Source organism: Uliginosibacterium gangwonense DSM 18521, assembly GCF_000373965.1.
Classification (GTDB): domain Bacteria; phylum Pseudomonadota; class Gammaproteobacteria; order Burkholderiales; family Rhodocyclaceae; genus Uliginosibacterium; species Uliginosibacterium gangwonense.
Map to the genome: position 1 here is coordinate 1 of NZ_KB892863.1, position 23145 is coordinate 23145.

Annotated in this window: 23 protein-coding genes; 7 read left to right on the top strand and 16 right to left on the bottom strand. The window is 56.5% G+C overall.

Going from position 1 to position 23145, the window contains the following annotated elements; all coding sequences use genetic code 11:
* From B145_RS25970 to B145_RS0116280, 4 genes are all read right to left on the bottom strand, one after another.
* Nucleotides 1-3146 (bottom strand): DUF6531 domain-containing protein (locus B145_RS25970; protein ID WP_018608729.1); only part of this gene is annotated, 3146 nt, incomplete at its 3' end.
* 191 nt (nucleotides 3147-3337) lie between these two features.
* Nucleotides 3338-4219, bottom strand: a complete 882-nt coding sequence (locus tag B145_RS25975) for a contractile injection system protein, VgrG/Pvc8 family (protein WP_018608732.1) — start codon at nucleotides 4217-4219, stop codon at nucleotides 3338-3340.
* Nucleotides 4220-4340: 121 nt separating this feature from the next.
* Complete coding sequence (locus tag B145_RS0116275) at nucleotides 4341-4964, bottom strand: LOG family protein (RefSeq protein ID WP_018608733.1); 624 nt, start codon at nucleotides 4962-4964, stop codon at nucleotides 4341-4343.
* 81 nt (nucleotides 4965-5045) lie between these two features.
* Nucleotides 5046-5270 (bottom strand): hypothetical protein, encoded by a 225-nt coding sequence (locus tag B145_RS0116280; RefSeq protein WP_018608735.1) that lies wholly within the window; start codon nucleotides 5268-5270, stop codon nucleotides 5046-5048.
* A gap of 238 nt (nucleotides 5271-5508) precedes the next feature.
* Here B145_RS0116280 and B145_RS0116285 point away from each other — a divergent pair, with 238 nt between their 5' ends.
* From B145_RS0116285 to B145_RS0116305, 5 genes are all read left to right on the top strand, one after another.
* On the top strand, nucleotides 5509-6138 hold the full coding sequence (locus B145_RS0116285; RefSeq protein ID WP_018608737.1) for a DedA family protein: 630 nt from the start codon (nucleotides 5509-5511) through the stop codon (nucleotides 6136-6138).
* Complete coding sequence (purN, locus tag B145_RS0116290; RefSeq protein WP_018608739.1) at nucleotides 6135-6776, top strand: phosphoribosylglycinamide formyltransferase; 642 nt, start codon at nucleotides 6135-6137, stop codon at nucleotides 6774-6776. The genes B145_RS0116285 and purN overlap by 4 nt, the downstream gene beginning before the upstream one ends.
* A gap of 85 nt (nucleotides 6777-6861) precedes the next feature.
* A complete protein-coding gene (locus B145_RS0116295) occupies nucleotides 6862-8004 on the top strand; it encodes a DUF3108 domain-containing protein (RefSeq protein ID WP_018608741.1) in 1143 nt (380 codons plus the stop codon).
* A gap of 78 nt (nucleotides 8005-8082) precedes the next feature.
* Complete coding sequence (locus tag B145_RS0116300; RefSeq protein ID WP_018608742.1) at nucleotides 8083-9351, top strand: RsmB/NOP family class I SAM-dependent RNA methyltransferase; 1269 nt, start codon at nucleotides 8083-8085, stop codon at nucleotides 9349-9351.
* Between the two features lie 79 nt (nucleotides 9352-9430).
* Complete coding sequence (locus B145_RS0116305) at nucleotides 9431-10687, top strand: mechanosensitive ion channel family protein (protein WP_018608744.1); 1257 nt, start codon at nucleotides 9431-9433, stop codon at nucleotides 10685-10687.
* A gap of 15 nt (nucleotides 10688-10702) precedes the next feature.
* Here the strand turns inward: B145_RS0116305 and B145_RS0116310 are convergent, their stop codons facing one another.
* Entirely contained in the window at nucleotides 10703-11281 is a 579-nt protein-coding gene (locus B145_RS0116310) for an acetate uptake transporter (protein ID WP_018608746.1), read from the bottom strand.
* A 126-nt stretch (nucleotides 11282-11407) separates the two neighbouring features.
* Complete coding sequence (locus B145_RS0116315) at nucleotides 11408-11938, bottom strand: YgjV family protein (protein ID WP_018608747.1); 531 nt, start codon at nucleotides 11936-11938, stop codon at nucleotides 11408-11410.
* 213 nt (nucleotides 11939-12151) lie between these two features.
* On the opposite strand from B145_RS0116315, the gene B145_RS25980 reads away from it, so the two are divergent.
* Nucleotides 12152-13315 (top strand): ROK family transcriptional regulator, encoded by a 1164-nt coding sequence (locus B145_RS25980; RefSeq protein WP_018608748.1) that lies wholly within the window; start codon nucleotides 12152-12154, stop codon nucleotides 13313-13315.
* 24 nt (nucleotides 13316-13339) lie between these two features.
* On the opposite strand, the gene B145_RS0116325 is transcribed toward B145_RS25980, so the two are convergent.
* Nucleotides 13340-13681 carry a DUF3301 domain-containing protein gene (locus B145_RS0116325; RefSeq protein WP_026259209.1) on the bottom strand — a complete coding sequence of 114 codons (342 nt, stop codon included), beginning with the start codon at nucleotides 13679-13681 and terminating at the stop codon, nucleotides 13340-13342.
* A 207-nt stretch (nucleotides 13682-13888) separates the two neighbouring features.
* On the opposite strand from B145_RS0116325, the gene B145_RS0116330 reads away from it, so the two are divergent.
* Nucleotides 13889-14812, top strand: coding sequence for a hypothetical protein (locus B145_RS0116330; RefSeq protein ID WP_018608750.1), 924 nt, complete (start codon nucleotides 13889-13891; stop codon nucleotides 14810-14812).
* 3 nt (nucleotides 14813-14815) lie between these two features.
* Here the strand turns inward: B145_RS0116330 and B145_RS27635 are convergent, their stop codons facing one another.
* The 9 genes from B145_RS27635 to gspG all read right to left on the bottom strand — a co-directional run bounded on the left by B145_RS27635 (nucleotide 14816) and on the right by gspG (nucleotide 23141).
* Nucleotides 14816-17722, bottom strand: coding sequence for a PAS domain S-box protein (locus B145_RS27635; protein ID WP_018608751.1), 2907 nt, complete (start codon nucleotides 17720-17722; stop codon nucleotides 14816-14818).
* Between the two features lie 126 nt (nucleotides 17723-17848).
* On the bottom strand, nucleotides 17849-18598 hold the full coding sequence (gene gspN, locus B145_RS0116340; protein WP_018608752.1) for a type II secretion system protein N: 750 nt from the start codon (nucleotides 18596-18598) through the stop codon (nucleotides 17849-17851).
* Between the two features lie 5 nt (nucleotides 18599-18603).
* A complete protein-coding gene (gene gspM, locus B145_RS0116345) occupies nucleotides 18604-19104 on the bottom strand; it encodes a type II secretion system protein GspM (RefSeq protein ID WP_018608753.1) in 501 nt (166 codons plus the stop codon).
* Nucleotides 19104-20291, bottom strand: coding sequence for a type II secretion system protein GspL (gene gspL / locus B145_RS0116350; protein ID WP_033407467.1), 1188 nt, complete (start codon nucleotides 20289-20291; stop codon nucleotides 19104-19106). The genes gspM and gspL overlap by 1 nt, the downstream gene beginning before the upstream one ends.
* A gap of 19 nt (nucleotides 20292-20310) precedes the next feature.
* Nucleotides 20311-21303, bottom strand: a complete 993-nt coding sequence (gene gspK, locus B145_RS25990; RefSeq protein ID WP_083917782.1) for a type II secretion system minor pseudopilin GspK — start codon at nucleotides 21301-21303, stop codon at nucleotides 20311-20313.
* On the bottom strand, nucleotides 21263-21838 hold the full coding sequence (locus B145_RS28745) for a type II secretion system protein GspJ (RefSeq protein WP_083917783.1): 576 nt from the start codon (nucleotides 21836-21838) through the stop codon (nucleotides 21263-21265). The genes gspK and B145_RS28745 overlap by 41 nt, the downstream gene beginning before the upstream one ends.
* Nucleotides 21835-22218 carry a type II secretion system minor pseudopilin GspI gene (gene gspI, locus B145_RS25995; RefSeq protein WP_018608757.1) on the bottom strand — a complete coding sequence of 128 codons (384 nt, stop codon included), beginning with the start codon at nucleotides 22216-22218 and terminating at the stop codon, nucleotides 21835-21837. The genes B145_RS28745 and gspI overlap by 4 nt, the downstream gene beginning before the upstream one ends.
* On the bottom strand, nucleotides 22215-22682 hold the full coding sequence (locus B145_RS27640; RefSeq protein ID WP_018608758.1) for a prepilin-type N-terminal cleavage/methylation domain-containing protein: 468 nt from the start codon (nucleotides 22680-22682) through the stop codon (nucleotides 22215-22217). The genes gspI and B145_RS27640 overlap by 4 nt, the downstream gene beginning before the upstream one ends.
* 3 nt (nucleotides 22683-22685) lie before the next feature.
* Nucleotides 22686-23141 carry a type II secretion system major pseudopilin GspG gene (gene gspG / locus B145_RS0116375; RefSeq protein WP_018608759.1) on the bottom strand — a complete coding sequence of 152 codons (456 nt, stop codon included), beginning with the start codon at nucleotides 23139-23141 and terminating at the stop codon, nucleotides 22686-22688.
* Nucleotides 23142-23145: the final 4 nt, after the last annotated feature.

A 23145-nucleotide genomic window follows, 5' to 3' on the forward strand; every position in this document is an offset into this window, starting at 1 on the left:
GCAGCCAGGAGCAGGCGTCCGTTGCCATCATAGGCAAACTCTTCACGGTGCAGCACACCGGCTTGCTCGGGGCTGCTGGGGCGCCCCTGGGCATCCAGGGCTTGGCCTTGGGCGTCGCTCCAGTGGGCGCTGCGTTCGGTGAGGCGGCCCAGGCCGTCGAATTCAAAACGGGTGAGCAGATGGCGCTCGGTTTCCGGGATGCGTCCGTCTTGTGAGCTGATGGCGCCGGTGAAAGTTGTGGCCGGAATACTGCCGCTGACCTGGGGTTGTTGGAGTGTCCAGGCGAGGATGCCGGTGGTCTCCTCGTAGTGGTAGTGGGTACGCTGGCCATCAAAGCCGGTTTCGTCCAGCAGCCGCCCGACCGGATCGTAGTGGAATTGCCAAGTAGCGTCGTTCTCGTTTTGCAGGCCGGTCAGCCGCCCGAGGCGGTCCCAGCGGTAGCGCAGGGTCTGGCCCAGGGCGTCATGGCGTTGGGCGATGAGGCCAGCACCGGTGTAGTCGTAACGGGTGATGCGCCCGAGCGGGTCGAGGTGGGCTAAGAGCCGCCCTTCGGCGTCTTGAACGTAGCGTTCGATGCTGCCGTCGGCACGTTCGATGGCATCCAGGTAGCCGGTGGCATTGGGGGGAAGTCCTTCGAGGCTGGATATTTGTGCCGTTTGTGCAGCCTCTACGCCTTCTGCATAGCGGTATTGGGTCTTGGCGTCGGTGGCATCGGTGAAGGCAGCCAGCCGCCCACGGGCGTCATAGGCCCATTGGCTGGTTTTGCCGCTGCAGTCGGTGTAGCTGGCGAGTTGCCCGCCTTCGGTGTAAGCCAGGGCTTTGACCCCGCCTTTGGCGTCGGTGATTTCAATGGGTTGCCCGGCTTTGTTGTAGGCGTATTCGGTTTCAAAGCCCAGGGGGTCAATCTCTTTGACGAGGTTGCCAGCGCGGTCGTATTCACGCTTCCAGTGCTGGCCGCTGCCATCGACGAGGGTGGTCAGATGCCCTTGTTCATCGTAGGCGAAGTACAGCGTACTGCCGTCTGCGCGCTCGTGGTAGATGAGTTGGCTGCGTTCATCCCAGTCGTAGTGATCGACACTGCCATCTGGGTGGATGTGCTTGGTGACGTTTTTGGCGTCATCCCGGAAGAGCCATTCTTCGAAGTTGTCCGGGTGGACGATGCGATAGGTGTAGCCGAGGATGTCGTAGTAATGCCAGGTCTCGTTGCCCAGGGCGTCGGTGACGTAGGTGAGGCGAATGTTCTCGTCCCATTCGAGACGGGTGTCGAAGCTGCCATCATCGGCCCATTCGTGCACGGCTTTGGCCAGGCTGTTGTCGTGCTCTTCGGCCCCGCTCCATTCGAGGTTGATGCCGCGCCCGGTGCGGTCGCTGTAGCGGGTGATGAGGTGGCGGGTGTAGCGATAATCCCAGTGGGCGCCGTTTTCATCGGTGGCGCCGATGAGGTCGCCCGCGTCGTCGTATTGGTAGTGGGCGAGTTGGCGCGTGACTTGGCCCTCAAGCAAAAGCTGCAAGGCGGTGATGCGCCCAGCATCATCGAGGGTGCTGCCGATCTGAGCGAGAACCTTTTGGTCATGCTGGAGAGTGAGTTCGGAGGGGGCGTTGCGAAGCGCGCTGGCTTCATGCGCATAGCTTAAGCTGAGGCGGATCTTGTTGGGCCAGTCGGCTTGGGTGAGGCGGTAGATTGTTTTACGGCTTGCACCTTTGCCTGTGTCCACGCGCTCAAAGCGCTGGCTGTACTCTGGGGTGAAGGCGAGCACCAGGGTTTGATGGTCGTGGCACTTGAGGGTGAGCATTTCAATGGCGTGGTAGTGCTCTTTGCCCACCCCAAGCTTGGGGAAGGTGACCGGGCGGCCATCTTCGCCCCAATAAACAAGTTCGTCACCGCGCTCTTCGATGTGGCAGAGCCAGTCGGTGGTCCAGCGTGCACCGAGTGGGCCGTTGTCGAGTACGCCGAGATTGGAGGCGTAGGTGCGCTCCCAGGCGAAGGGAATCAGGGAAGATAAAACAAAGTCGGTATGGGTAAAGCGTTCCCAGCCCATGGCAAAGCCGATGCTGTGGCCGCTGGCAGCTTTGGCTGCGTTTTTGCAAGGGATGCATTCGCCTGTAGCCGGATGTTGGTGTTTGGTAGTTTCGAGTTGACCTTTGCTTTTTTCATGCTTGGCCTGATTGGCTTTCTTCGCATTGACCACCGCCGCCTTAGTGTGGGTCAATCTCCTCTTGGCCGCTTCAAGCAGCTTGGTCAACAACCAGCCGATGCTCATTTCCGCTTCAGCTTTGGCCAGATTCGGCAGTTGTGCGACGGCATTTCGACCAATGCGGCGCAGCGCATCGATTTCGACCCGGATCGGTGCTTTGGCTTTTTCGGGCACGAGACTGGTGAGAATCTTGGCTTCTGTATTGGCCACTGTTTTTGCGACAGCCGAACCAAAGCTCCAGAGTGCGCTCACAGCACATTTGAGGGTTTTGCCCGGGTCATGCCAACCGCTTTTGGCGGCTTCTGCGGCGGCTTTGGCGGCTGCTTGCTTGCTGGCGTTGGCATCAAATACTTTGCCATCGAGTATGCGGTTCATTGTATTGGCGATTTCATCGCACAATTTTTGGCCATGGGATGCAGCGTTGTTGAGCATGGGCTTGAGCTGGTCCAGCGCACCTTGGGCAAATTTATCCAGCTCGCCGGCAAGCTTGTCGTTCAGGTGGTCGGCCAGCAGCACCAGAATCGATTCGCCAATGAATTTGGCAGCGCCTTTGGCCGTGCGTGCCAGATTTTGGCGCACCAGGGTGAGCGCTGGACGGAGTCCCATCCGGGCTGCGGCCATACTCGGTGGCATGGGAATGACGCCGATGAGGTTGATACCTAGGCTGACCCACTCAAGAAACTCTTCAATTTTGCTAGTGGCCTTTTTTTGGCAGAGTTCGACGATGTCGCAAATGGCATCTGCCAAGGCGATAATGTTGCCCACCACAGGCAAATTGCCCGCCACCATCTTGATTCGTTCCAGCGTGACATAGCCACCGCTGATCTTGCGAAGCCAGGCGTCAAAATTCTGGATGCCAGCACCCACATCCAGCTTGTCAACGGTATTGGTCGGCGCGACAGCTACCTGCGGCGGACGTTGCGGGGTCGGAGATGTCTTGGGATCAGCCATGATTCTATCCAGATCGGGTCGGGCGTGGCTTGGGGCCACGTTGCGTGTGCCAAACAAGAAAGGCTCCGATTAATACAGACCATCGGGCCATTCCGCGCCAGTTTTTAAAGGAGCGACTATATCCGAATGTAATTGACAGATGTTTGCAATCGATAGACGGCGTTGCAAACGCCCCACAGTTCTGGCAAGCGTCAGGCGGATGAACTGACTTTGAATTCCATCTCCAAGGACGTCGTAAATCCCGAACTGGACAGGCTGTGCGTAGCCCTCGCAATGAGCCAGTCGGTGGCATCCATCTCGGGCTTGAAGCCTTGCACGATCACCGGCAATTCGGGAAACAGATCGGCCCGACCCCGCGCCAGGGATAGACTGAAACTTGCCACACCGCGTTGGAGGCGTTGCCATTCTGCTTTGGCTGCACGTTCGGCGGTGGTCTTGCTGGCGTAGGTGTGGCGCAGTACTTTGGTGTTCTCTGCACTGGCCTTGATTTCTGTGTTCGCGCTCTTGTTCTTCCGTTTTCCCCCGGTCGCTGTGGTGCCCTTGGCATTGACCAGCACCTCCCCATGCGTGCCCCCCCGGATATCCTGATAGTAAGCCTTCACTGCCGTGTAGGTGTCGCGTTCGGCCATGGCAAAGCGATGTTGATCGCCACTGGCTCGCGTGATCGTAACGGTGGGAAATGGCGTACCCGATACGGTTTCCGCCTCGCCAATGGGCATGAACAAGAGCATGCCTTTCTTCACCGTGGCAATGGCATCGTGATCGCGCGCCAGGCGTGTGAGCAGGTTCACGTCTGACTCGTTGGTTTGGTCGATATGCTCGATGGTGAGGCCCGCCAAGCCTTGGGATACCTTGGGCGTGAGGCCGTGGGCCGATGCAATGGCTTTGACGATTTCACCGATCTTGTGCCCCGCCCAGCTTTTGGTCTGTTTCGTGATTAAGCCTGCACGCAGGTCTGCGCTTTTGCCGCGCAGGGTGAGCCGATCCGGCGTGCCGGAATGCTCCACCTCATCAATGATGAACGTCCCCTTATCCACCAAGGGTTCGCCCCGCCAGCCCAGGAAGAGGGCCACCGTGACACCTCGGTCAGGGATGGCGAGCTTTCAGCACTTTTCCGAAAATCCAATTTTGGCCTTTGTGCGATCTTCGCCGCGTGCGGAAATTCCGGTTGAGCGTCAATCCCGACGACCGTGATCAGGTTCTCTGGAGCTGAACCTTGTCGAGCCAGTCGTTTTGGGGCGCCTGATGCTTGCGCATTATGCTCAGGAGTGTGGCGGGGTCTTCTGCCACGCTGATCAGTTGCATGTTGTAGGGACGAATGAATCCTTCGGCGACCATGTGTTCCAGCATGGTGAGCAGGGGGTTAAAGAAACCTTCCACGTTGAGTAGGCCGACTGGCTTTTGGTGGATTTGCAACTGCGCCCAGGTCAGTATCTCAAAGAGTTCATCCAGTGTGCCCAGGCCGCCGGGCATGGCGATAAAGCCATCAGCCCGTTCTGCCATCGTGGCTTTGCGGGTGTGCATGGAGTCAACCACGCGCATTTCGGTTGCAGAGGGGTGGGCGAGTTCTCGCTCTGCCATGAATTCTGGGATGACACCAAAAACCTTGCCTTGGGCGGCCAGGGTGGCGTCGGCAATGCAGCCCATCAGGCCGACGTGGCCGCCGCCCCAAACCAGCTCGATCTGTTCCGTCGCCAGGGTTTGACCCAGGCGTTTTGCCATGTCCCGATACACTTCACGATGCCCTTGCGAGGCGCCGCAGAATACACAGATGGATTGAATGGAGAGCAATTTGGTTTCCTTGGGGCTGAAAAGCAAAACGGGCACCTATAAGGTGCCCGAACGTGCCTGAGAAATGCGCGTCAGGCAACTGACCCGCTATTTGCTACAGGAGCGGTATTACTTGGCAGCGGAAGCGTCAGCAGCCGGGGCGCTGGCGTCAGCAGGTGCAGAAGCGTCAGCAGCGGGGGCGCTGGCATCAGCAACTGCGCTGGCTTCAGCGACGGGGGCTACGGATTGTTCTGCGGCCGGGGCGGATTGTGCATCGGCTGCGGGTTGTTCAGACTTGTTGCAAGCGGCCAGGGTTGCAACAGCAAACAGGGCGATCAGCAGGGAACGATACATCTTTGACTCTCCGGAGTAACAAGTTAAATGACTAAAAAGATATTCGCTAGCCAAGCGTTTTGTTTCGTCATCCCGGCTGCGACGTTGATGCATGGCAGCAATATACTCCGTGAAATGTAATTTCGTCTAGTGAAATTCTGCGTTTGCACGTGAAGTTTTTGATCTAGATCGCTTATGTAAGCCTGTGAGGCCGAAGCTCCGGTATCATTGTGGGCTTTCCCTCCCCAGATATTTGCAAATGGAATTGATTGATATTGTCTTGCATCTGGATAAATACTTGGCCGATCTGGTGATCCAGTATGGGCCTTGGATTTACGCGATTTTGTTTGCGATTATTTTCTGTGAGACCGGTTTGGTGGTGACCCCGTTTCTACCAGGGGATTCTTTGCTGTTTGTCGCAGGGGGGCTTGCTGCCGCAGGCGGCATGGATATCAAGCTGCTCTCCGTGTTGCTGTTTGTTGCGGCGGTTCTGGGGGATAACCTGAATTACTGGGTGGGGCGTAGCCTGGGACATCGTGTTTTCCGTTGGGAGCAGTCGCGCCTGTTTAACCGTGCGGCGTTTGATAAGACCCATGGTTATTTTGAGCATCATGGCGGCAAGACCATCATTGTGGCGCGTTTTATGCCGTTGATTCGCACCTTTGCGCCGTTTGTGGCCGGGGTGGCGGAGATGAGCTATCGGCGCTTTTTGCCGCTGGATGTACTGGGTGGTGCGCTGTGGGTGTTCTCGCTTACCCTGGCGGGCTATTTCTTCGCCAATGTTCCTTTCGTAAAGAATAATCTGAGCTTCTTTATTGTCGGGATTGTAGTGGTTTCACTGATTCCGGTTGCGGTGGCGGCTTTGCAGCGCAAAAAGGCCAATCCATGAAAAGAATTGTCATTCTGATTTCTGGCCGTGGCAGCAATATGGAAGCTATTCTCGAAGCGGACCTCCCCGGTTGTCAGATTGCCGCAGTGATTTCCAACCGTCCTGATGCCAAGGGCTTGGTCTTTGCCAGGGAACGCGGTGTTCCCGCGTTGGCACTGGACCACAAGATGTTTGCTGACCGGGCTGCCTTCGATCAGGCGTTGGCTGCACAGATTGATGAGTATTCGCCGGATTTGCTTGTGCTGGCAGGCTATATGCGGATTCTGAGTGATGACTTTGTGCGTCATTACGTTGGCAGGATGATGAATATCCATCCCTCCTTGTTGCCTTCGTTTGCCGGGCTGCACACACATTGTCGTGCGCTTGAAGCCGGGGTAAAAGTTCATGGTGCGACAGTTCATTTCGTTACCCCTACGCTTGATGCAGGTCCCATTGTTATCCAGGCGATTGTGCCGGTGAGTGCAGATGACGATGAGACTCGGCTGGCAGCCAAGGTGCTGGAGCAAGAGCACAAAATCTATCCGCAGGCGATACGATGGTTTGTGGAAGGGCGCCTGAAGGTGCAAGGCAACACAGTGACCGTGACAGGTTTGCTTGAAGATGCCGTGAGTTGGTCTGTTCCTTCGTTACAAAACTGACTGGCGATGGAACCCGGCCTGCTGTCAACGGTCTGCTACAGATGAGCGTTGATTGCGCTGTGTGGCATAAAGCCGGAGTGAGCACGTGATAGATGCGGAGAGCGAGCCGGGTACAAGCCCTTGGCGTTTCTTTTCCCTGAAGTTTTTGGGGGATAAGAAGTTCCTGCTCGGTTTGGCCTGGGGGCTGTCCTGTTTGATCCATCTGCTGGTGGTGTTGGGGCCGGGATGGGATTTGCCAGAGCCTCCGGGTGAGGCCAGGCGCATCAAGGCTGAATTGCTTGCCGTTGTGCCCTCGGTGCCTGCTCAGGGAAAGCCTAAACAACCCCGCGTAGCCCATCGACCCAGTTCGACCCCTTCTAAAAATGCTTCTCGTGCTGTGTTGCCGAGTGAGCATGCTGAGGATGTGCCTGCATCTGAATCCAGCACTCCCGTCGCATCTACGTCTGCACCAGTGGTGGCGGAGGCTTCTGCGCCGCAGGCTGCTGACTCTGCTCCCCAGGTGGCTGTTGCCCAATCCGAGCCGGTCGCGCAGCAGTCTGCACCGGATGAGCTTCCTTTGGCAGATCTGAAACCTGTGGCCGAACGCTTGCCGCGCATGGGGCGAATTGCCTATACGGGGACGGCCAGCCTGCTCAATGTGATGGGTTTGGTGAGCTGGGAACATGATGGCCAGCACTACAAGGCACGTTTGGGGGCGGGGATCGTAGGGGCAACCTCGACTTTCAATTACGAATCCAGCGGCATTTTGGGAAATACGCAGCTTGTCTCAGAGCAGGCCAAGGATGACCGGCGTGGCAAACACAGCACCGCAAATATCGACAACCAGAACGGTGTGGTGCGCATGCAGCGGGGAGGGGATGAGCGGGAGCGGCGTATCTCGGGTTTGGCCGTGGCCTTGTCTTCCCTGCCCGAAGCGCTGGCCTGCTTGGATGAGCGCATTGAGAAAGCTGCTTTGTTCATCGTGGGCGACTTTTGGGTGGAAGATGCAGTGGTAATCAACCGGGGTTTGGAAATGCTGCGCCTACCCGGGACGACGATAGAAGCCAGACGTTTTCAATCCAAGATCAACAATGGCAAGAACATTGATATCTGGTTGGCGCCTGCTTGGCACAACGCACCTGCGCGAATCCGCTACGACGATGGTGGCGTGGTGGTGGACTTGAAGGCCACGGAGGTGGATATTGATGGTCAGATCCTGCTTAAAGCCCCTGCTGGCAACACCGAATAGGCTCTGGCCCCTGCTTCTGGATTGAGGCAAAACACTCTTTTTACACCGCCGTTGTCCGCATAATGAGATAATGGCAAGATGACTACACTTATCACTTCTGTGCAGCTTGACGCTGCGGGCGAAGCCCTGCAGGACGTCTTGCGGTTCGAGTTCCCGGCAGATAACGTTCTTTCCGGGTTTTTCCGCATGAACCGGAATATCGGTGCCCGTGACCGCAGCTTTGTGGCTGAAGCTGTCTATGGTGTATTGCGCAATTATCGGCAGGTCAAGACGCTCGCAGGCCAGGATGCGCGTGCGCGCAAGCTTGTTTTGACTTGGTTGGTTCGCCAGGAAGGCTACTCTGTGCGGCAACTTGAGCCGCTGCTCAGCCGGGGTGAGGAAGAGTGGATGGGGAAGATGAAGGCCAAGAGTTACAAGCCTTCCTCAATCGGTGACAAGACCAATCTGCCAGACTGGCTGGCTACACGCCTTGTGGCCCAATATGGCGAAGAGAAGGCCCAGGCGCTGGCTGGTGCCCTGAATCGCCCGGCGCCGCTGGATATTCGTGTCAATCCCATGACGACGGATCGAGACACGGTGCTGGCCCGGTTTGAGCAGGAAGGCGTGGCTGCGGCTGCCGGGCTGTATTCCCCCTTGTGCATCCGTTTTGAAGGCAGGCTGGCCTTGCAGCGCCACCCTTTGTTTGAAGAGGGAGGAATCGAAGTCCAGGATGAAGGCAGCCAGCTTTTGGGCTTCCTGGTTGCTCCCAAGCGTGGCGAGATGGTGGCTGATTTCTGCGCAGGTGCGGGCGGCAAGACTTTGCTCTTAGGGGCACTGATGCGTTCGACCGGGCGCCTGTATGCTTTTGATGTTTCTGAAAAGCGTTTGGCCAAAGCCAAGCCACGGCTGGCGCGTGCGGGGCTGTCCAATGTTCATCTGACTGTGATTGCGCATGAAAATGACATCAAGGTCAAACGGCTGGTGGGCAAGATGGACCGCGTGTTGGTTGATGCGCCTTGCAGCGGCACGGGAACTTTGCGCCGCAACCCTGATCTGAAGTGGCGGCAAACAGAAACAGGTGTGGCAGAGCTGACTACGAAACAGGCTTCGATCCTGGCTTCCGCCTCTCGTATGGTGAAGCCCGGTGGGCGTTTGGTGTACGCGACATGCTCGCTGTTGGCCGAGGAAAACGATCAGATTGTGGATGCCTTCCTGGCTGCTCACCCTGCGTTTCGGCAGGTGCCGGTTGCGGAAGTCTTGGCTCAGGCCAAGATCGAGATGCCGGATGCAGGGGAGCGTTTGCACTTGAATCCGCTGGAACATGGAACCGATGGTTTCTTTGCCGCAGTGCTGGAGCGTATCAGCTGATTGATCGGGCGCCTGATGGGCCTACGCCGGTGTCTATGGTTTGAGTTGCAAGCCAATGTCCGACTTGTTTTGAGTGTTCATGAATACTTGGTTTGATAATGCATGGGCCATGGTGCAGCGGCCTGGGTTTCTACTGGAACTGCTGCTGGTTGGCGTGATACTGGGCTTGGCAGGCTGGGCTGCGAACGCGCTTCATCGACGCTCCACCAGCCCAAGCTCCGCCTTGCCGACTGGCGGGGTTGCGCGTCTTGCCTTCCCTGTTATCGCGGTGGTGATGCTCACCACGTGCGGTTTTGTCGCGCATCACATAGGTTGGCAGGTCCGGGTCATCGCTTTTGCCATCCAGTTGTTGATTGCGTTGGCTGCGGTGCGCATGGCTGTGTTTGCCTTACGCCGTGCATTTCCTCAATCGATCTGGGTCGCAGCATTGGAGCGTTCGCTGGCGACCATCATCTGGCTGGGTGTGGCCCTTGATACGGTGGGCTTGCTATCAGAGGTGATCGACTGGCTGGACGGGTACTCATTTCATGTCGGCAAAGCGCATATCACCTTGTGGGCCATCATCCAGGGCTTTGGCTCTGTATTTGCGACGGTGATTGTGGCCCTGTGGCTGGGGGGCTTGATTGAAACACGGCTGCAAAACTCCAGCTCCTTGGATTCGAGTCTGAAGATTGTCTTCTCCCGCGTCAGCAAAACCCTGCTGGTGCTGGTTGCGGTCCTGGTCGGGATGTCACTCGTCGGCCTGGATCTGACCACCTTGTCGGTGTTTGGTGGTGCGCTGGGGGTGGGGCTTGGCTTCGGGATGCAGAAGATTGCGAGCAACTATGTCTCGGGCTTTATCATCCTGTTGGACCGCTCCATCAGTATCGGCAATATCATCCAGGTTGGGCAGGATAAAGGCGAGGTCAAGCGAATCACGACGCGGTACACCGTGCTGCGGGCAGGCAACGGCAGCCATATTCTGTTGCCAAATGAAACGCTAGTGACCAGCACGGTCCAGAACGACTCTTACGCTGATCCGCGTTGGCGCCTGACTGTGAGTGTGCAGGTGGCTTACTCCAGTGACGTGGAGCGGGCGATTGCGATCATGGAAGCGCTGGCGGGCGCAGACGCCCGTATATTGAAGGACCCCATGTTCAAGAGCAACGTCGTGGCGCTTGAGGATAGCGGGGTCAAGCTGGAGATGGGGTTCTGGGTCGGGACGGCGGCACACACCTCGCCGGATCTGCGCTCTGACCTGTATCGTGGGATATTGTTGAGGTTCCGTGAGGAGGGGATCGAAATCCCCTTCCCACAACGCGAAGTCAGGCTATTGGGTACAGCGCCCGCAGCCTGAGTCCGGGTTTCTGTTTCAGGCCTTATCGCCCAAGGGCAGCAGCTTGCAGCCGTAGATTTCGTTCAGAATCTGGGCTGCTGCGGCGTAGATGGCGGACAGGCCGCACACAATGCCTTCCCAGCCGGCCAGATGCTGGATGACTGGGTTGCCAGTCGCGTCTCCTGCTGCAAGCAGGACGAACAGCACGGTGAGTGACGCGAAGATGAATTGTGTGGCGCGGTTGAGTTTCAGGGTGCCCACGAACAGCACAGCGGTAAACAGGCCCCACATGATCAGGAAGGCGATCATCCCAGCTTCGCCCGCCGCGGGAAGCCCCATCTTGGGCATGCAGATCAAGCCCACCAGGGTCAGCCAGAAGAAGCCGTATGAGGTAAATGCAATGGTGCCAAAGGTGTTGCCTTTCTTCCATTCCATCACCCCGGCAATGACCTGGGCGATGCCACCGTAGAAAATCCCCATTGCCAGGATCATGGCATTCATTTCAAACAAACCTGCGTTGTGCAGATTCAGCAGAACCGTAGTCATGCCAAAGCCCATCAATCCCAGCGGTGCGGGGTTGGCGGTAAAGTCTGCGGTATTGGCGTGATCAGCCATCAGAAGAAGCTCCCATCAGTGAACATGAAAATGGGCTCGGCAACCCGAGCCCGGCGCGCATGTTGCCATTGCTGATGAGGTGAAGGCTTCGTTTGGATCAAAGCCAGCCAGCTTTTTTAATGTGTTTTATGTGCTCGCTTTGCTGGGCTCCGGTTGGAGTGCCTGTTCTTGCCCCATACGCCAGATGGTGATGAGGTTGACGACGAGGATGACGCATTCAAGCGCAGTGCCACCAATGGAGCCGGAAATGATATTGTTGGCGATCCACAAAGCCGTGCCCAGCAGCATCAGCATGCGCATTTTTCGGCCATGCAGCAAGAACAAGGCAATAGATCCGACGCAGGATGCGATGGGCGGCAACCAGTTCCACCAATGCTGTACGAGCATTCCGCCGACCACCAGATTGATGGTGACAACCGCTGCAGCCACCCAGCGTGAACGGGTGTAGAGCGAAAGCACCGAGCGGCCAGCAGACAGTGTAGAACTCAGCACGGCGGTGGGGTTGCCCAGCAGGTAGAAGTGCACCACGTAGGCAACACATTCGGCCGCCATGTAGAGCTTGAAATGACGGTCGTTCTTCTGGAGAAATGAGCTGACACCAAGAACAAAAGCCACATAGCCAAAAAGCTGTGGTACGGACAATACAGTGGAAAACATTGGGAAAGGCAGAAGGAGATGAGGAGTTTGGCCCGATTGTGACACTTTGAGCTTCTGAATAGAAGCCTATTGTTTGCGACAAGATGGGGTCTGGTGTGGCACAAATGTTGTGCAAAAGGGAAATAGTATCAATATCGTACTTATATCAACACCGTTCATGCTCAGTTTGTGAAACAATTCATAGCCATTCTGGCGCTATAGGTTTGATATTTCATGGCGATTACAGGTGATCAACGATTACTCAAACGTATCAACCGCATGGCGTTAGTGCGGTTGGTGCGTGGACATCCCGGTTTGTCACGTGCCGAATTGGCCGTGGAGACAGGGCTCACCAAGTCAACAGTCAGCCTGCTGGTGCAGGAGCTGATTGACGAGGGCTGGTTGTGCGAAGACGATGTCTTGGTGACTGGCGCCATCGGGCGGCGCCCCACACCACTCCGCCTGGATGATCAGCGTCTCGCTTTGATTGGCGTCGAGCTGGGGGTGGGCATGATTGGTGTGGTGGCCACGACCCTGAATGGTGAGGTCATCAGCAAGTATTCCCATAGCTTTACGGTGGATAGTGAAATTCCCTTGGTGCTCAGCATGCTTTGCCGCGCCATCATGGATACCGTGCATGCTACCCGTGGGGCTGGCCGTGAGGTGCTGGGGGTGGGCATCGGCGTTCCCGGTGCCGTCCAGGAGAGTAGCGGCGTGCTCTGTGTTGCGCCCAACCTGGGTTGGCGGGATGTGGCGATCCGCGATGAAGTGATGCGGGTACTTCAAGCCCATTCTTTAGGCGATATCCAGGTCTTTGTGCAGAACGACGCGGACGTTGCCGCGCTGAGTGAAGTGGAGTTCTCCCCGTCTTCCACGCATGACCCTCTGTTGTTTCTGAGCCTGGGCATCGGGGTCGGAGCAGGGGTGGTCGTGGGCGGGCGCTTGTTGCTTGGGCGCGGTGGCTTCGCAGGTGAAGTGGGGCATATCCAGCTTCAGCCAGACGGCCCGGTTTGTTCCTGTGGGCGCAAAGGCTGTGCAGAGGCGTTTTTTGGCCTGCAGGTACTGGCCAATTCTTTCCACTTGAGCCGCGAACAGCTTTTTGAGCGTGCCAGTCAGGGTGACCCGGAAGTGGTGTCTGCTTTGCGCTCGGCAGGGCAACACTTGGGCGTGTTGATGCATAACCTCTGGGTGACTTTGGACCCCGCCCAGATTGTACTGGGAGGGCGTTCCTGTCGCCTTGGCCCGGCATTTCTGGATTCTGCGCGGGAAACCTTCAATGCCTTGGCGCATGAGGCGGGGCTTGAGACACCTTTGGTCGTCCAGGCAAAATACGCTGAATTGATGGTTCCGGTGGGCGCTTCTGCGCTGGTGCTGCACAAATACCTGCAGCCCATCTGATTGCCTTGGTGAGAGGGGCCGCGTCTATTGCTCAATCTGTGCTTGGGTGGGCACCAGACGCGGGCCAATGTAGATCAGGGTGACTTCCTGGCCCAGCAGGGTTATCGTACCGTGGCGACGGTTGTCTCCCGTGTCACTGTATTCAAACGCAAAGCTTCGCTGGATGTTCAAGCGGCCACTATCCGGGTTGCGCACCAGACGTAGCCCACTTTGGGCGACTGTGTCATCCAAGAACTGCAGCCCTTCTTTCCGGCATAGATTCCTGGCAGCGCTGACGCCGTATTCCCGTGCCTTCAGGCTATCGGCTATGTACCAGACGAGTGCAGCAATCCCAAGCAGGAAGACAACGGGTTCAATGACATTCATGATCAGCAAATTGTGAGGGCAAGCCCAAAGTGAGTATGGCGATTGGCAAATGTGGTGGTTCGCTCTTACCATGAAGGATACTGGATTACGTGCCTGCGTCGCAGTAATGCCAACAAGTTGTGGGTATGTTGCAAAAAAACCCAATCTCTTGCTTGGAAAAACAGTAGAGTAGCGTCCGGTTTCTGGCCATTTTTTTCGTTACACAACATGGAAAGTGACGTTCAAAGTCCTACAGCACCGGTCTGTGGCTCTAAACGAGTCATTGACGGGGTTGAGCGCGTTTATTACTACGGTTATTGGATCAAGACGTATGAGGCGCCCGCAGATACGCTGGAGGCCAAGAAACGTCTGATTGAAGCGCTCACTCGACGACTTTTCAATCATGTCGAGCATGGCATCAACATTCCGGGCAAGCGCCTGGAAGAGGCCAGGATGACGTATGAGCGTGAAACGGACCCTGCCATGCGGCGCGTCAAGGGGGCCATGCTTGCGGGGACTTTGTTTAATCGGGCGACCGACATTTTTACCAAACTGGTGGATCTGCAAGCCGCAGGGGTGGAGATCGCCCCGGACAATGCGTTGATGCGCGAATGTGGCCGCTGTCTGCATGAAGCCCTGGACTTGGGCAAAACAGTTCTGCATCGTAGCGGCGAAGAGGGTATCGACGAGTTGTGGGGCGAGCCATTCAAGGCTTTCTCCATTCCTGTTGAGGCATTCTACGAGAGCCGGTATAACAAAATCGCCTTGGCCATGCGGGATATCGACGAAATCGCCGCAGCGCTCAAGCAGGTTTTGGGCAAACACGACATGTTTGCCGGGATTGTTCCGGTTGTGGATGCCTACGCAGAAGCGGCGCGCATCAAGAGCGAGACCTTGCGTACCGATGCCAATATTTTCGATGTCTGGGCTCGTTTTTCGGTGGTGGGAGACCAATTAAGGTATTTCCCGCCCGTGGTGGTAGAGAATGCCAGTGAGGATTTGGTCCGAGAGGCAGAACACGCCGTTCGGCTCATTCGCCATGGCGTGTCTTTGATCAGCGATATCACGCGTGCCCGTGTTTCCATGCCTAAGAGTACGGCTGATTTCATAGAGCGTTGCCAAGTCTTTTCCAGCAGATATGCCCAACGGTGATCATCAGGCGGCTGCCCGTGCCTGAGTTTCGTCTGACTTGACGGGAAGCAGCAGCTTGAAGATGGCGCCGCCTGTGGGGTGATTTTCCACCCACAGCTGCCCGTTGTGATCCAGGATGATCCGGCGGCAGATAGCCAGCCCCAAGCCCGTGCCCCCTTGAGGCAAGGTTTGGTGCCCCTGGATAAAGGCTTCAAAGATGTTGTTTATGTCTTGTTCCGGAACACCGGGGCCTTCATCACGGATCGCAAGTCCGACCGCACGGGTGGTCTCTCCGATGATGGCCTCATCCAGAAATTGGATGTGGATGGCGCCGTTTTTAGGGCTGAACTTGATGGCGTTGGAAAGTAGATTGATGAAAACCTGATGGATGCGCTCTTGATCGTAATAGGCGTTCACGGTCGGCGTGGTTTCATCCATCTCAATGCGCAGGTTCTTGTTTGAGAGCAGGGAAGACAACTCACGGGCAGAAGTCTGGAAGGTCTGCTGGAGTGCATGCTGCGCGAGGTTGTATTGCATCTTGTTGGCTTCAAGCTTCGACATGTCCAGCAGATCATTGAGCATTTTCAACAAACGTCTGCCGCTGCTATCAATGCGTTCAAAATAGCGCTTTAATGTAGATGTGTTTGTATTGTCTGTTTTTTGTATGCCCATCTCGGAAAAGGATAGGATGGCATGCATTGGCGTGCGCAATTCATGCGACATATTGGTCAGGAATAAGGATTTTGCGGTGTTGGCTCGCTCGGCATATTCCTTGGCCTGGATGAGAGAGCGCTCGATTTCCTTTTGATGAGTGATGTTGGTGAGAAACACAAATGCATGGGTGATCTGCCCGTCTTCGTCGCAGACCACGCCACGGCTGGCCAGATACGTGCGTTCATTGCCACTCTGGTCAGGCAAAGAGACTTCCTCAAACGGTTGGTGGGCGATCTGCTTGGGGTCATGCGGGAAGAGCTTCTCCGCAATGGCTTCTCCCCACAGACTGGCGGGGGTTTTTGTCTTCAGCTCGGATGAGCTGATTCCGGTCTGGAGGCAAAGTGCGCGATTGATCTCAATAAAACTGTTATGTGTATCGACTAACGCAAAAGAATCTTCGGTTGCATCCAATACCAGGCGCATGAGTCGTTCAGAGTGGCGTAGGGCTTGTGCCGCCAGGCGTTGAGGGGTGTTGTCCTCAATTACATAGATCAGGCCTTCTTCTGGTGCATGAGGATTGATGGCGCGGGCAAAGAAGACTGCCCAGAAGCGCCCTCCATCGTTGCGTTTGAGTTCGATCTCGCGGCGGAAGGTTTTGTCCTGTGCGGCGCGCTCCCGTATATCTCTGACCGTATCGGCATATTGCGTTTCGTCGAGGAAAAAGACGCTTTCCTGCATGTTTTCAATTTTGCCGGACCTGAAAGTGAACAGCGCTTCGAAGGCACGGTTGCAGACTTTGATTTGTCCGTTTGTCGACAGGGCGATAGCCAGGGGGGATGCATCCAGAATGGTCTGGATTTCCGCTGTCTTGGCGCTGACCAGTTCTTGCAAATGGTCGCGGTGGCGTTTGAGTTCTCTTTCTGCTTCTTTGCGTTCGCTGATGTTTCGCGCCGCGACGCAAAGGTAGCTTTGCCCATTGAATGCGACAGCCGACAGGGTGATCTCTATCGGCGTGGTATTTCCATCTGCGCAAGTCAGTTCAGCGGTATGGGTGATGCAGGAGCCTTGCGGGTTGGCGTCACACCAATCCTGCCACGAGGATTCATCAAGCGCTACGATCTGCTCAATGGGTTTATCGAGCAGATCATCAATCTGGTAGCCGGTGTGATCAAGCACGCTTTTGTTTGCATAGACAAGCTGCAAATCTGCTTTGCACCACAGCACCATGTCTGGAGAGACGTCCACCGTGTGTTGGGTCAGACGTAGCTGCGATTCGGCTTCGTCGGCACGTCGCAGTTGTCGCAGTAGCAAATAGTGCAGCATGGAATGCAAAACAATGAAAAATGCCACAATCATTATATACTTGATGGCATTTTCCTGGAATGGGGCCAGAACGCGATCTGCTTCCATGCTGATGCGCACCTGGAAGGGGTAGTGCCCTGCGTTGTGTTGTTGGATGACGAAGCGGTCTTTACCTTGCTCCCCTTCCTTGACGCGAAGCAGATGCCCCTCCTGATCCTGCGTCTCAGCATAATGCGGATCAAGTTCGCGTGCGGTTTTCCCCATCAATTCAGTGCTGGATGGGTATGCGAGCATGATGGCGCCTGAATCGAGCGTAACCTGGACATGTGTGCCCGAGTCGAGTGCCAGGAATTGATAGAAACTCAGAAAATAGTCGGGCTCGACCCCCGCGAGCACAATGCCGCCAAAGTTGCCGTCCTTGGTCGTAATCCGGCGGGTGACGGGAATCAGCCATTTGTAATCGGTGCGGCTGACCAGCGGTGTATCCAGCAAGGGGTTCAGGCTGGGCGAATCCCGGTGGTAGGCGAAATATGATCGATCCGCCAGACTGATCTGACGGGTTGGGTATTCCAACCCATGTGCGCGTAAGATTCCCTTTTCGTCGATAGCGATCAGCCCGCGTACCTGCGGGGTAAGCTGTACCTTTTCACGCAGGGTTTCGTGGATCTGCTTCTCATCAATGTGTGATACACCGCCATCCCGGGTGATGTCTTCAGCCACGTTCTGCATGGCCTGCTCGACGGAGGCGAAGCTGCGGGTCAGGTGCTCGTCCAGAGAGCGGATCAGGGATTGGCTGCTGCGCTCTGCCGTGGCAAGCGTCTTGTAGTATTCGTAGTACAGACTCCAGCCCAAAACGATAAGCAATAGCAGGCAAACCCCCCAATACAGACGCCAAAGCCATTGCCGCAGCCGTTTGAGTGGCACGGATGCGCGGTGTGCGTGTACGGCGTCAATTTTGGCGTCGAATCGGTGCATTGTCGTTTGAGAGAACCGAAAGTGAACACTTCCTTCATTTTCGGCATTGTTGCTGGCGTTTAAAGGCTTCTGCCCTTTTGGATAGTATCAACAACCCTTACGCCGCTGAGATGATTTGTTGCTGTGCTATTGATGAACAGCAAATTTCAGATGTCCTGGAGGGCCATCTGGTGTGACCAGTTTGCCTGCAATGTTGGGCAGACGGTCTACAAAAGCAGGCTCCCCCTGGATGCTGCCACTCAGATCAAAATGTGCCCCGGGTTGAATTTTCCCTTGCGCTTGTAACTGGATGGCGCCTCTCAGGGTCGCTAGTTGCAGATCCATGCTGCCATCTTGCGCATGGATGTTGAGCTGGTAATCACCAAATTGCCGCATCGGAAAGAGGTCTGAGGCCACGCCAAACCATTGCAGGTTAACGTCTCCTGTGCATTGGCTGCGCCAATTGCATTGCCAGTGTTGTACGAAAAGGGTCAGATCGCCTCGCCAACCTGCATGCCCAATGGCATGAGGGACGCGTTCAAGTGCATAGCGGGCAGGCATGGTGATTTGCAGCAGTTCGATTTCCACGCCTCGCGGAGTCAGGGCAATCGCCGCAGGGGCCGCGCCCCCGGAAGAGAACTGCCAGCGAAATTGGCCTCGCAGCAGCCAAGCAGGCTGCCAGGCCCAGCGAACCTGCATGAAGGGGGTGAAGCGGCCGGTGCTGGGTTCTGGGACGGCGAGGGTGCCAGTGCCTGACCACAGGCTGCCTTCTGCACCGACCAAAGCCATGCTACCCATACTCAAACGTTGTATGACCAGATCGGCCCAGGTCGCGGGCGCTTGCCATGCCACCGCTCCGAGGAAGCATGCCAGAAAGAGCAGACTGCGGCGAAGCATGGATTCTACTGTCCTGATGACAATTGGGATTCAACGCGCACATTGTTGCCTTCGCGGACCACATCCGCGCTGGCAAGGCGCATTCCAAGTGTTTGCTGGACTTTGGCGAGCCAGCTGATCCAGATATCGAAACTGACTTCCTTGCCAGATACCTGCACCAGCCCCCCATCAATGTTACGAATGCTCAGGCTCAACTGCATGGCCTGTGCCGATGCCTGGAGGGCATCGACCAACTGAGCGGGAGAGGTTTGCGTCAGAGGCGGTTTGGCTTTCAGGCGGGTGATCTCCGCAGAGGCATCCTGAAGACTGGCCAAGCGAGCCCGGCTTTGCGGCAAAACCTTGTCCAAACGGGTGTTTTCATGACTCTGCCATGCGAACCAACTCCACAGCAAACCGGCCCCTACCACCGTGCACATGATGAGGATCAGACGCCGTTCACGTAATGAATACGCCATGTATCGCGTGCGCAGTTTGGCTATAACGGGGTGGGTCAGTGTACTATCCATCAATTTCCCCTGCGGATGACAATCTTGCCATCCCCTTCACGTTGGCTCACGGTCAAGCCTCTGGCTTGAACCCGGGTACGAATGGTATCCAGATTGATTTTGCTGGCTTCTACGCTCAATTCCAGAGATCCATCCTGGTAGCGCAGGTTTTTGACTGCGTCAGTTCCATCCGGCCCCAACGCGGCGGCAAAATCAGCCATCAGGGATAGCGCAGCGTCATTGGCCAGCAGGCCATGGCGGCTACGTTGCATATTCAGCTCACGCTGAATCTGGGCCGCAGGGTCAAGAACCGGGTCGTTGGGCAACTGGGTGCGCATCAGCTGCTCCATGCTGGCATTGATGTGGTTAAGTTCCGCACGGCGCCACCATGCATACGCAGTTCCCCATAGCAGGTGAATGGCAAATACCACACTTAAGCCCACGAGGGCAGGGCGCAGCGCCCGTCGCCATGCCTTGCGCCGATGGCGGGGCTGAAATTCGCCATGGAGTAGATCTGCCCAATCGCTGGCGGCGGCATACCACGCCCATGCCGTAGTGGATTCAACGCTGACCCCAAGTTGCTCCGACCAGGGTTTCAGCAGGGCTTCGGTTTTGGCTGCGCTCAACAGCAGGCGGGCAGGTGGCCCTCCAGCCTCTTTGTTCTGGGTAAGCGCAATCGAGAGCAGCGCAGGGACTTCGCCCGAAGCTGGCATATCTTCTGCCCACCCTTCGTGTTCGCCTGAACGCACCACTACGCCATCTTCATTGAACGCCACGACCCAGGCATCGGCCTGCACGGGCACCGTCTGCAGCGCAGAGTAGGCCGCATCCAGGGGGCGGGAGATGGTCTCGAATTGTGCGACCAATCGCTTGAGGCGCTCCCGGGCGATGACGATCACATGCCAGTGCTCATCTTCCTGGGCGGTCGGGGTGCTGTGCTGGCTATCCGCTTCCCGCACAATCTGCTCTTCGATGGCAAAGCCAAGTGCCTGAGCCTGCTCACGGACCCCGGCCTTGGGAACTTTGATTTTGAACCAGCTTGTTTGCGGGCCGTGCAGAATGGCTTCCGTCCGATTGCTCTTGGGCCAGTTGCGCGGCTCATCAACCCCGGAGTTGATGACTTTGCCGCGTTCATCCATTACCACCCAGTGGGCGGTTGGCTGATCCGGCCAATGCTCGCCAAGCAGAACGCGTAATAATGTTGTCATAAGTAGTAATTGCCCAAACTCATTGAATCTTCACCCAAAGGATATCAGGTCGGGGCTTGGCCTGGCTGCGATAGAGCAGGGCTTGGACTCTGCTGACCGATTCTCCCCAGCGTGCCCGCCCGGTTGCCAGGAAAAAAGTGCTTGTCACGGCGAGAGACGAGGTGCTTTTGGGGGTTGAGGGCAGGTTTTCAACAAAGTTGTTCACGGAAGTGAAAAAGCTGCGTTCCCGGTTCAGAATCAGTGCCGTGGCTTGCGCTGCGGTGAGGTCTTCGACATATGCCTGCAGCACAGGTGCCGTGGCAGTATTCACATTGATCTGCTTGTCGCTTGCCAGCACGGCAGTGATATGCGGCCGCAGTAGTTGCACGATCTGCGGGCTAAAACCATGCACAAACTGTATCTCCGCAACATCCAGCATATAACTCTGTGGTGGTACGCGCGCATTGCTGCCGTCTTGACGATAGCTTGCAGTTTCCGAGCCGCCAGTCTGACCCGCAATTTCGTCGTTGCTGTCGATCCAGTCAATGAGCGAATTGGTGAGCTTGACCGCATCCGCTTGCGTGATACCGAGCGCGACCAGCAGGCGTTTGAAGCGTGCTGTCTGATCCGCATCAACCGTGCCATCCACATTGACCAGACTATTCAGGTTGAAGCAACCTGATTGATCCTGAAGTTCGCCGCTGATTTCGCCATCTTCAAAAGGCGTGGCAGGGACTTTTGTGGCCCAGTCTTCGCGCAGGTGGTCGACGTGGTTGACGCCTTCACGCAGATAGTCGCTTTCCAGCACGTTGCGCCCCCAGTCAACAGCGGCTTTGGCCAGCCAGCGCGCCTGCGCCTGATCGTGCCGCCCCCCTAGTTGATCGACTGCATGCCCATAGTCGGCCAGGATGGCGGTGGCTAGTGTTGCCACCAGTGCGACAGTTAGCATGGCCATGATGATGGCCGTACCCCTTTGTTGGCGGTAGCAAGAATCAGTGTGGCGCAAAAACACGCGTGATCCTCCCGATTCCATCCACTTCCATTTCAAGGCGTATCCCAGTTGGGATTTCGGTTTTGCGGGCGGGTGACGCAGGCCAAGATGTACGCCATGTCGAGTCATTCTCTGCCGCATAGTTCAGGGTAAAGCTTGTGACGCCTGCCAACAGGATATTGCGCTCCGGGTTTTGAGAGGCATCGCCGGATTTCCAGCGCAGCAGGCTGAGCGTGTTGTTTGAATACTCCAAGCCAGACAATCGGGCTCCTTGGTTGTCATCCATCCGCCAATATACCATACGGATATTGCCGTTGTCGGACGTTGTGACGTCCAGTGCAGCTTGGGCGCTGACAATTTGCCCTGAAGAGCGTGTCCCGATCTGCGTGAGTTCCGTTTCTACCCGGCTGATTGCGCGGCTGATGCGCTGCCAGGTGACATATTCTTCGCTCAAGCGTTTCTGGCTTTCTGTCGCGCTGTAGACGGCGCGATAAGCCATCAGCCCCAGCAGCGAGAAAATGACAATGGCTACCAGTAGCTCGATGAGGGTCAGGCCCCGTATGTGTCGGCGCATCATTGATTGGCTTGGCGGGAAATGAAGCCGGTGACCGAGGCCAGACGAGAACTATCCCCTGCCTTGGTTACGGTGACGTCAATGCGACGGAACAACTGATTGGATGTTCCCTTGATGTTCTCCTCGTAATGAAACTGCACGCCGCCTTGTTCGACTTCGCCATTGTTGTTGCCCGGCTCCACCCAGCGTGCAAAGGCACGATATTCGGCAATGCGGTTTTCCGCTACCCATTCAGCCAGCATACGATTGCGGATGTCCTCAGTCTGGTTGGAGGCTACACCAATGGCACGCATGGCGGCAGTCAGGGCGATCGCCATGATGGCAAGTGCCACCAGCACTTCCAGCAGGGTAAAGCCTTTGCCATGTTTGAAGGGTGTGTTCAATCCACGTCCACCATGCCATTGATTTGTCCGGTAATGTGCTTGGCCCCTTCCGGCGTAGTCAGAACCAACTGATACTCCGGCGGTTCGCTGCCGAAGATGATGCGCATGGGCGATTGGGCCTCCACGCCATCTACCTCAACCCGCGTCACGCTGACTCCGCTGGGCCAGCTTCTTTCCGCAAATGGGCTCGGGGGAAATAGCAGATGCCATTCGCCATCGGTTTGCAGTTCGCTGAAGCGGTAGCCATTGGGCAGGAAGTCCACAGCAAGCTGCGTACCGCGTGTTTCGGCATAATCACCTGCCATTTCCAGCAGACGGCGCACACGTTCCAGCTCCTCTTCACTGCGACGACTTTGCATGCCATCCACACTCATCGTTGTCAGCCCGATAAAGACGCTGACAATGACGAGGACAACAAGCACTTCGATGAGTGAGAAGCCGCGTTGTCGCGTGCTGCGCCACATGGCTTACATCCAGGAGCCAATGTCGGCATCCACACCTTCGCCACCGGGCTTGCCATCAGCGCCGAGGCTCCATACATCTACTGGGCCATGTACACCGGGGCTCAGATATTGGTAAGGGGCACCCCATGGATCTTGTGGGAGCTTCGGCAAGTATCCGCCCTGGCGGAAGGCGGGGGGAACAGGCGCAGAGGTGGCGGGCTTGACTAAGGCGATCAGGCCTTGCTCTGTAGTCGGATAAACACGGTTATCCAGCTTGTACATCTGCAACTGCGTCATGATGGTGGAGATTTCCTGCTTCGCTGCGGCAGCCCGCGCTTCATCTGGGCGACCCATTACATTGGGGACGATGATGGCCGCGAGCACGCCCATGATGACGATCACAACCATGATTTCAATCAGCGTAAAACCCCGGGAACCGGACGGCTTCGCTGCAAGACTGCGGATGCGTGGATAATTCATGAAA

What these genes read in the sequence shown, in the direction of transcription:
- B145_RS0116280 (WP_018608735.1), bottom strand. Translation starts at nt 5,270, where the DNA reads ATGTATCGTTCCCTGCTGATCGCCCTGTTTGCTGTTGCAACCCTGGCC.
- B145_RS0116285 (WP_018608737.1), top strand. Translation starts at nt 5,509, where the DNA reads ATGGAATTGATTGATATTGTCTTGCATCTGGATAAATACTTGGCCGAT.
- purN (WP_018608739.1), top strand. Translation starts at nt 6,135, where the DNA reads ATGAAAAGAATTGTCATTCTGATTTCTGGCCGTGGCAGCAATATGGAA.
- B145_RS0116300 (WP_018608742.1), top strand. Translation starts at nt 8,083, where the DNA reads ATGACTACACTTATCACTTCTGTGCAGCTTGACGCTGCGGGCGAAGCC.
- B145_RS0116305 (WP_018608744.1), top strand. Translation starts at nt 9,431, where the DNA reads ATGAATACTTGGTTTGATAATGCATGGGCCATGGTGCAGCGGCCTGGG.
- B145_RS0116310 (WP_018608746.1), bottom strand. Translation starts at nt 11,281, where the DNA reads ATGGCTGATCACGCCAATACCGCAGACTTTACCGCCAACCCCGCACCG.
- B145_RS0116315 (WP_018608747.1), bottom strand. Translation starts at nt 11,938, where the DNA reads ATGTTTTCCACTGTATTGTCCGTACCACAGCTTTTTGGCTATGTGGCT.
- B145_RS25980 (WP_018608748.1), top strand. Translation starts at nt 12,152, where the DNA reads ATGGCGATTACAGGTGATCAACGATTACTCAAACGTATCAACCGCATG.
- B145_RS0116325 (WP_026259209.1), bottom strand. Translation starts at nt 13,681, where the DNA reads ATGAATGTCATTGAACCCGTTGTCTTCCTGCTTGGGATTGCTGCACTC.
- B145_RS0116330 (WP_018608750.1), top strand. Translation starts at nt 13,889, where the DNA reads ATGGAAAGTGACGTTCAAAGTCCTACAGCACCGGTCTGTGGCTCTAAA.
- B145_RS27635 (WP_018608751.1), bottom strand. Translation starts at nt 17,722, where the DNA reads ATGCACCGATTCGACGCCAAAATTGACGCCGTACACGCACACCGCGCA.
- gspN (WP_018608752.1), bottom strand. Translation starts at nt 18,598, where the DNA reads ATGCTTCGCCGCAGTCTGCTCTTTCTGGCATGCTTCCTCGGAGCGGTG.
- gspM (WP_018608753.1), bottom strand. Translation starts at nt 19,104, where the DNA reads ATGGATAGTACACTGACCCACCCCGTTATAGCCAAACTGCGCACGCGA.
- gspL (WP_033407467.1), bottom strand. Translation starts at nt 20,291, where the DNA reads ATGACAACATTATTACGCGTTCTGCTTGGCGAGCATTGGCCGGATCAG.
- gspK (WP_083917782.1), bottom strand. Translation starts at nt 21,303, where the DNA reads ATGGAATCGGGAGGATCACGCGTGTTTTTGCGCCACACTGATTCTTGC.
- B145_RS28745 (WP_083917783.1), bottom strand. Translation starts at nt 21,838, where the DNA reads ATGATGCGCCGACACATACGGGGCCTGACCCTCATCGAGCTACTGGTA.
- B145_RS27640 (WP_018608758.1), bottom strand. Translation starts at nt 22,682, where the DNA reads ATGTGGCGCAGCACGCGACAACGCGGCTTCTCACTCATCGAAGTGCTT.
- gspG (WP_018608759.1), bottom strand. Translation starts at nt 23,141, where the DNA reads ATGAATTATCCACGCATCCGCAGTCTTGCAGCGAAGCCGTCCGGTTCC.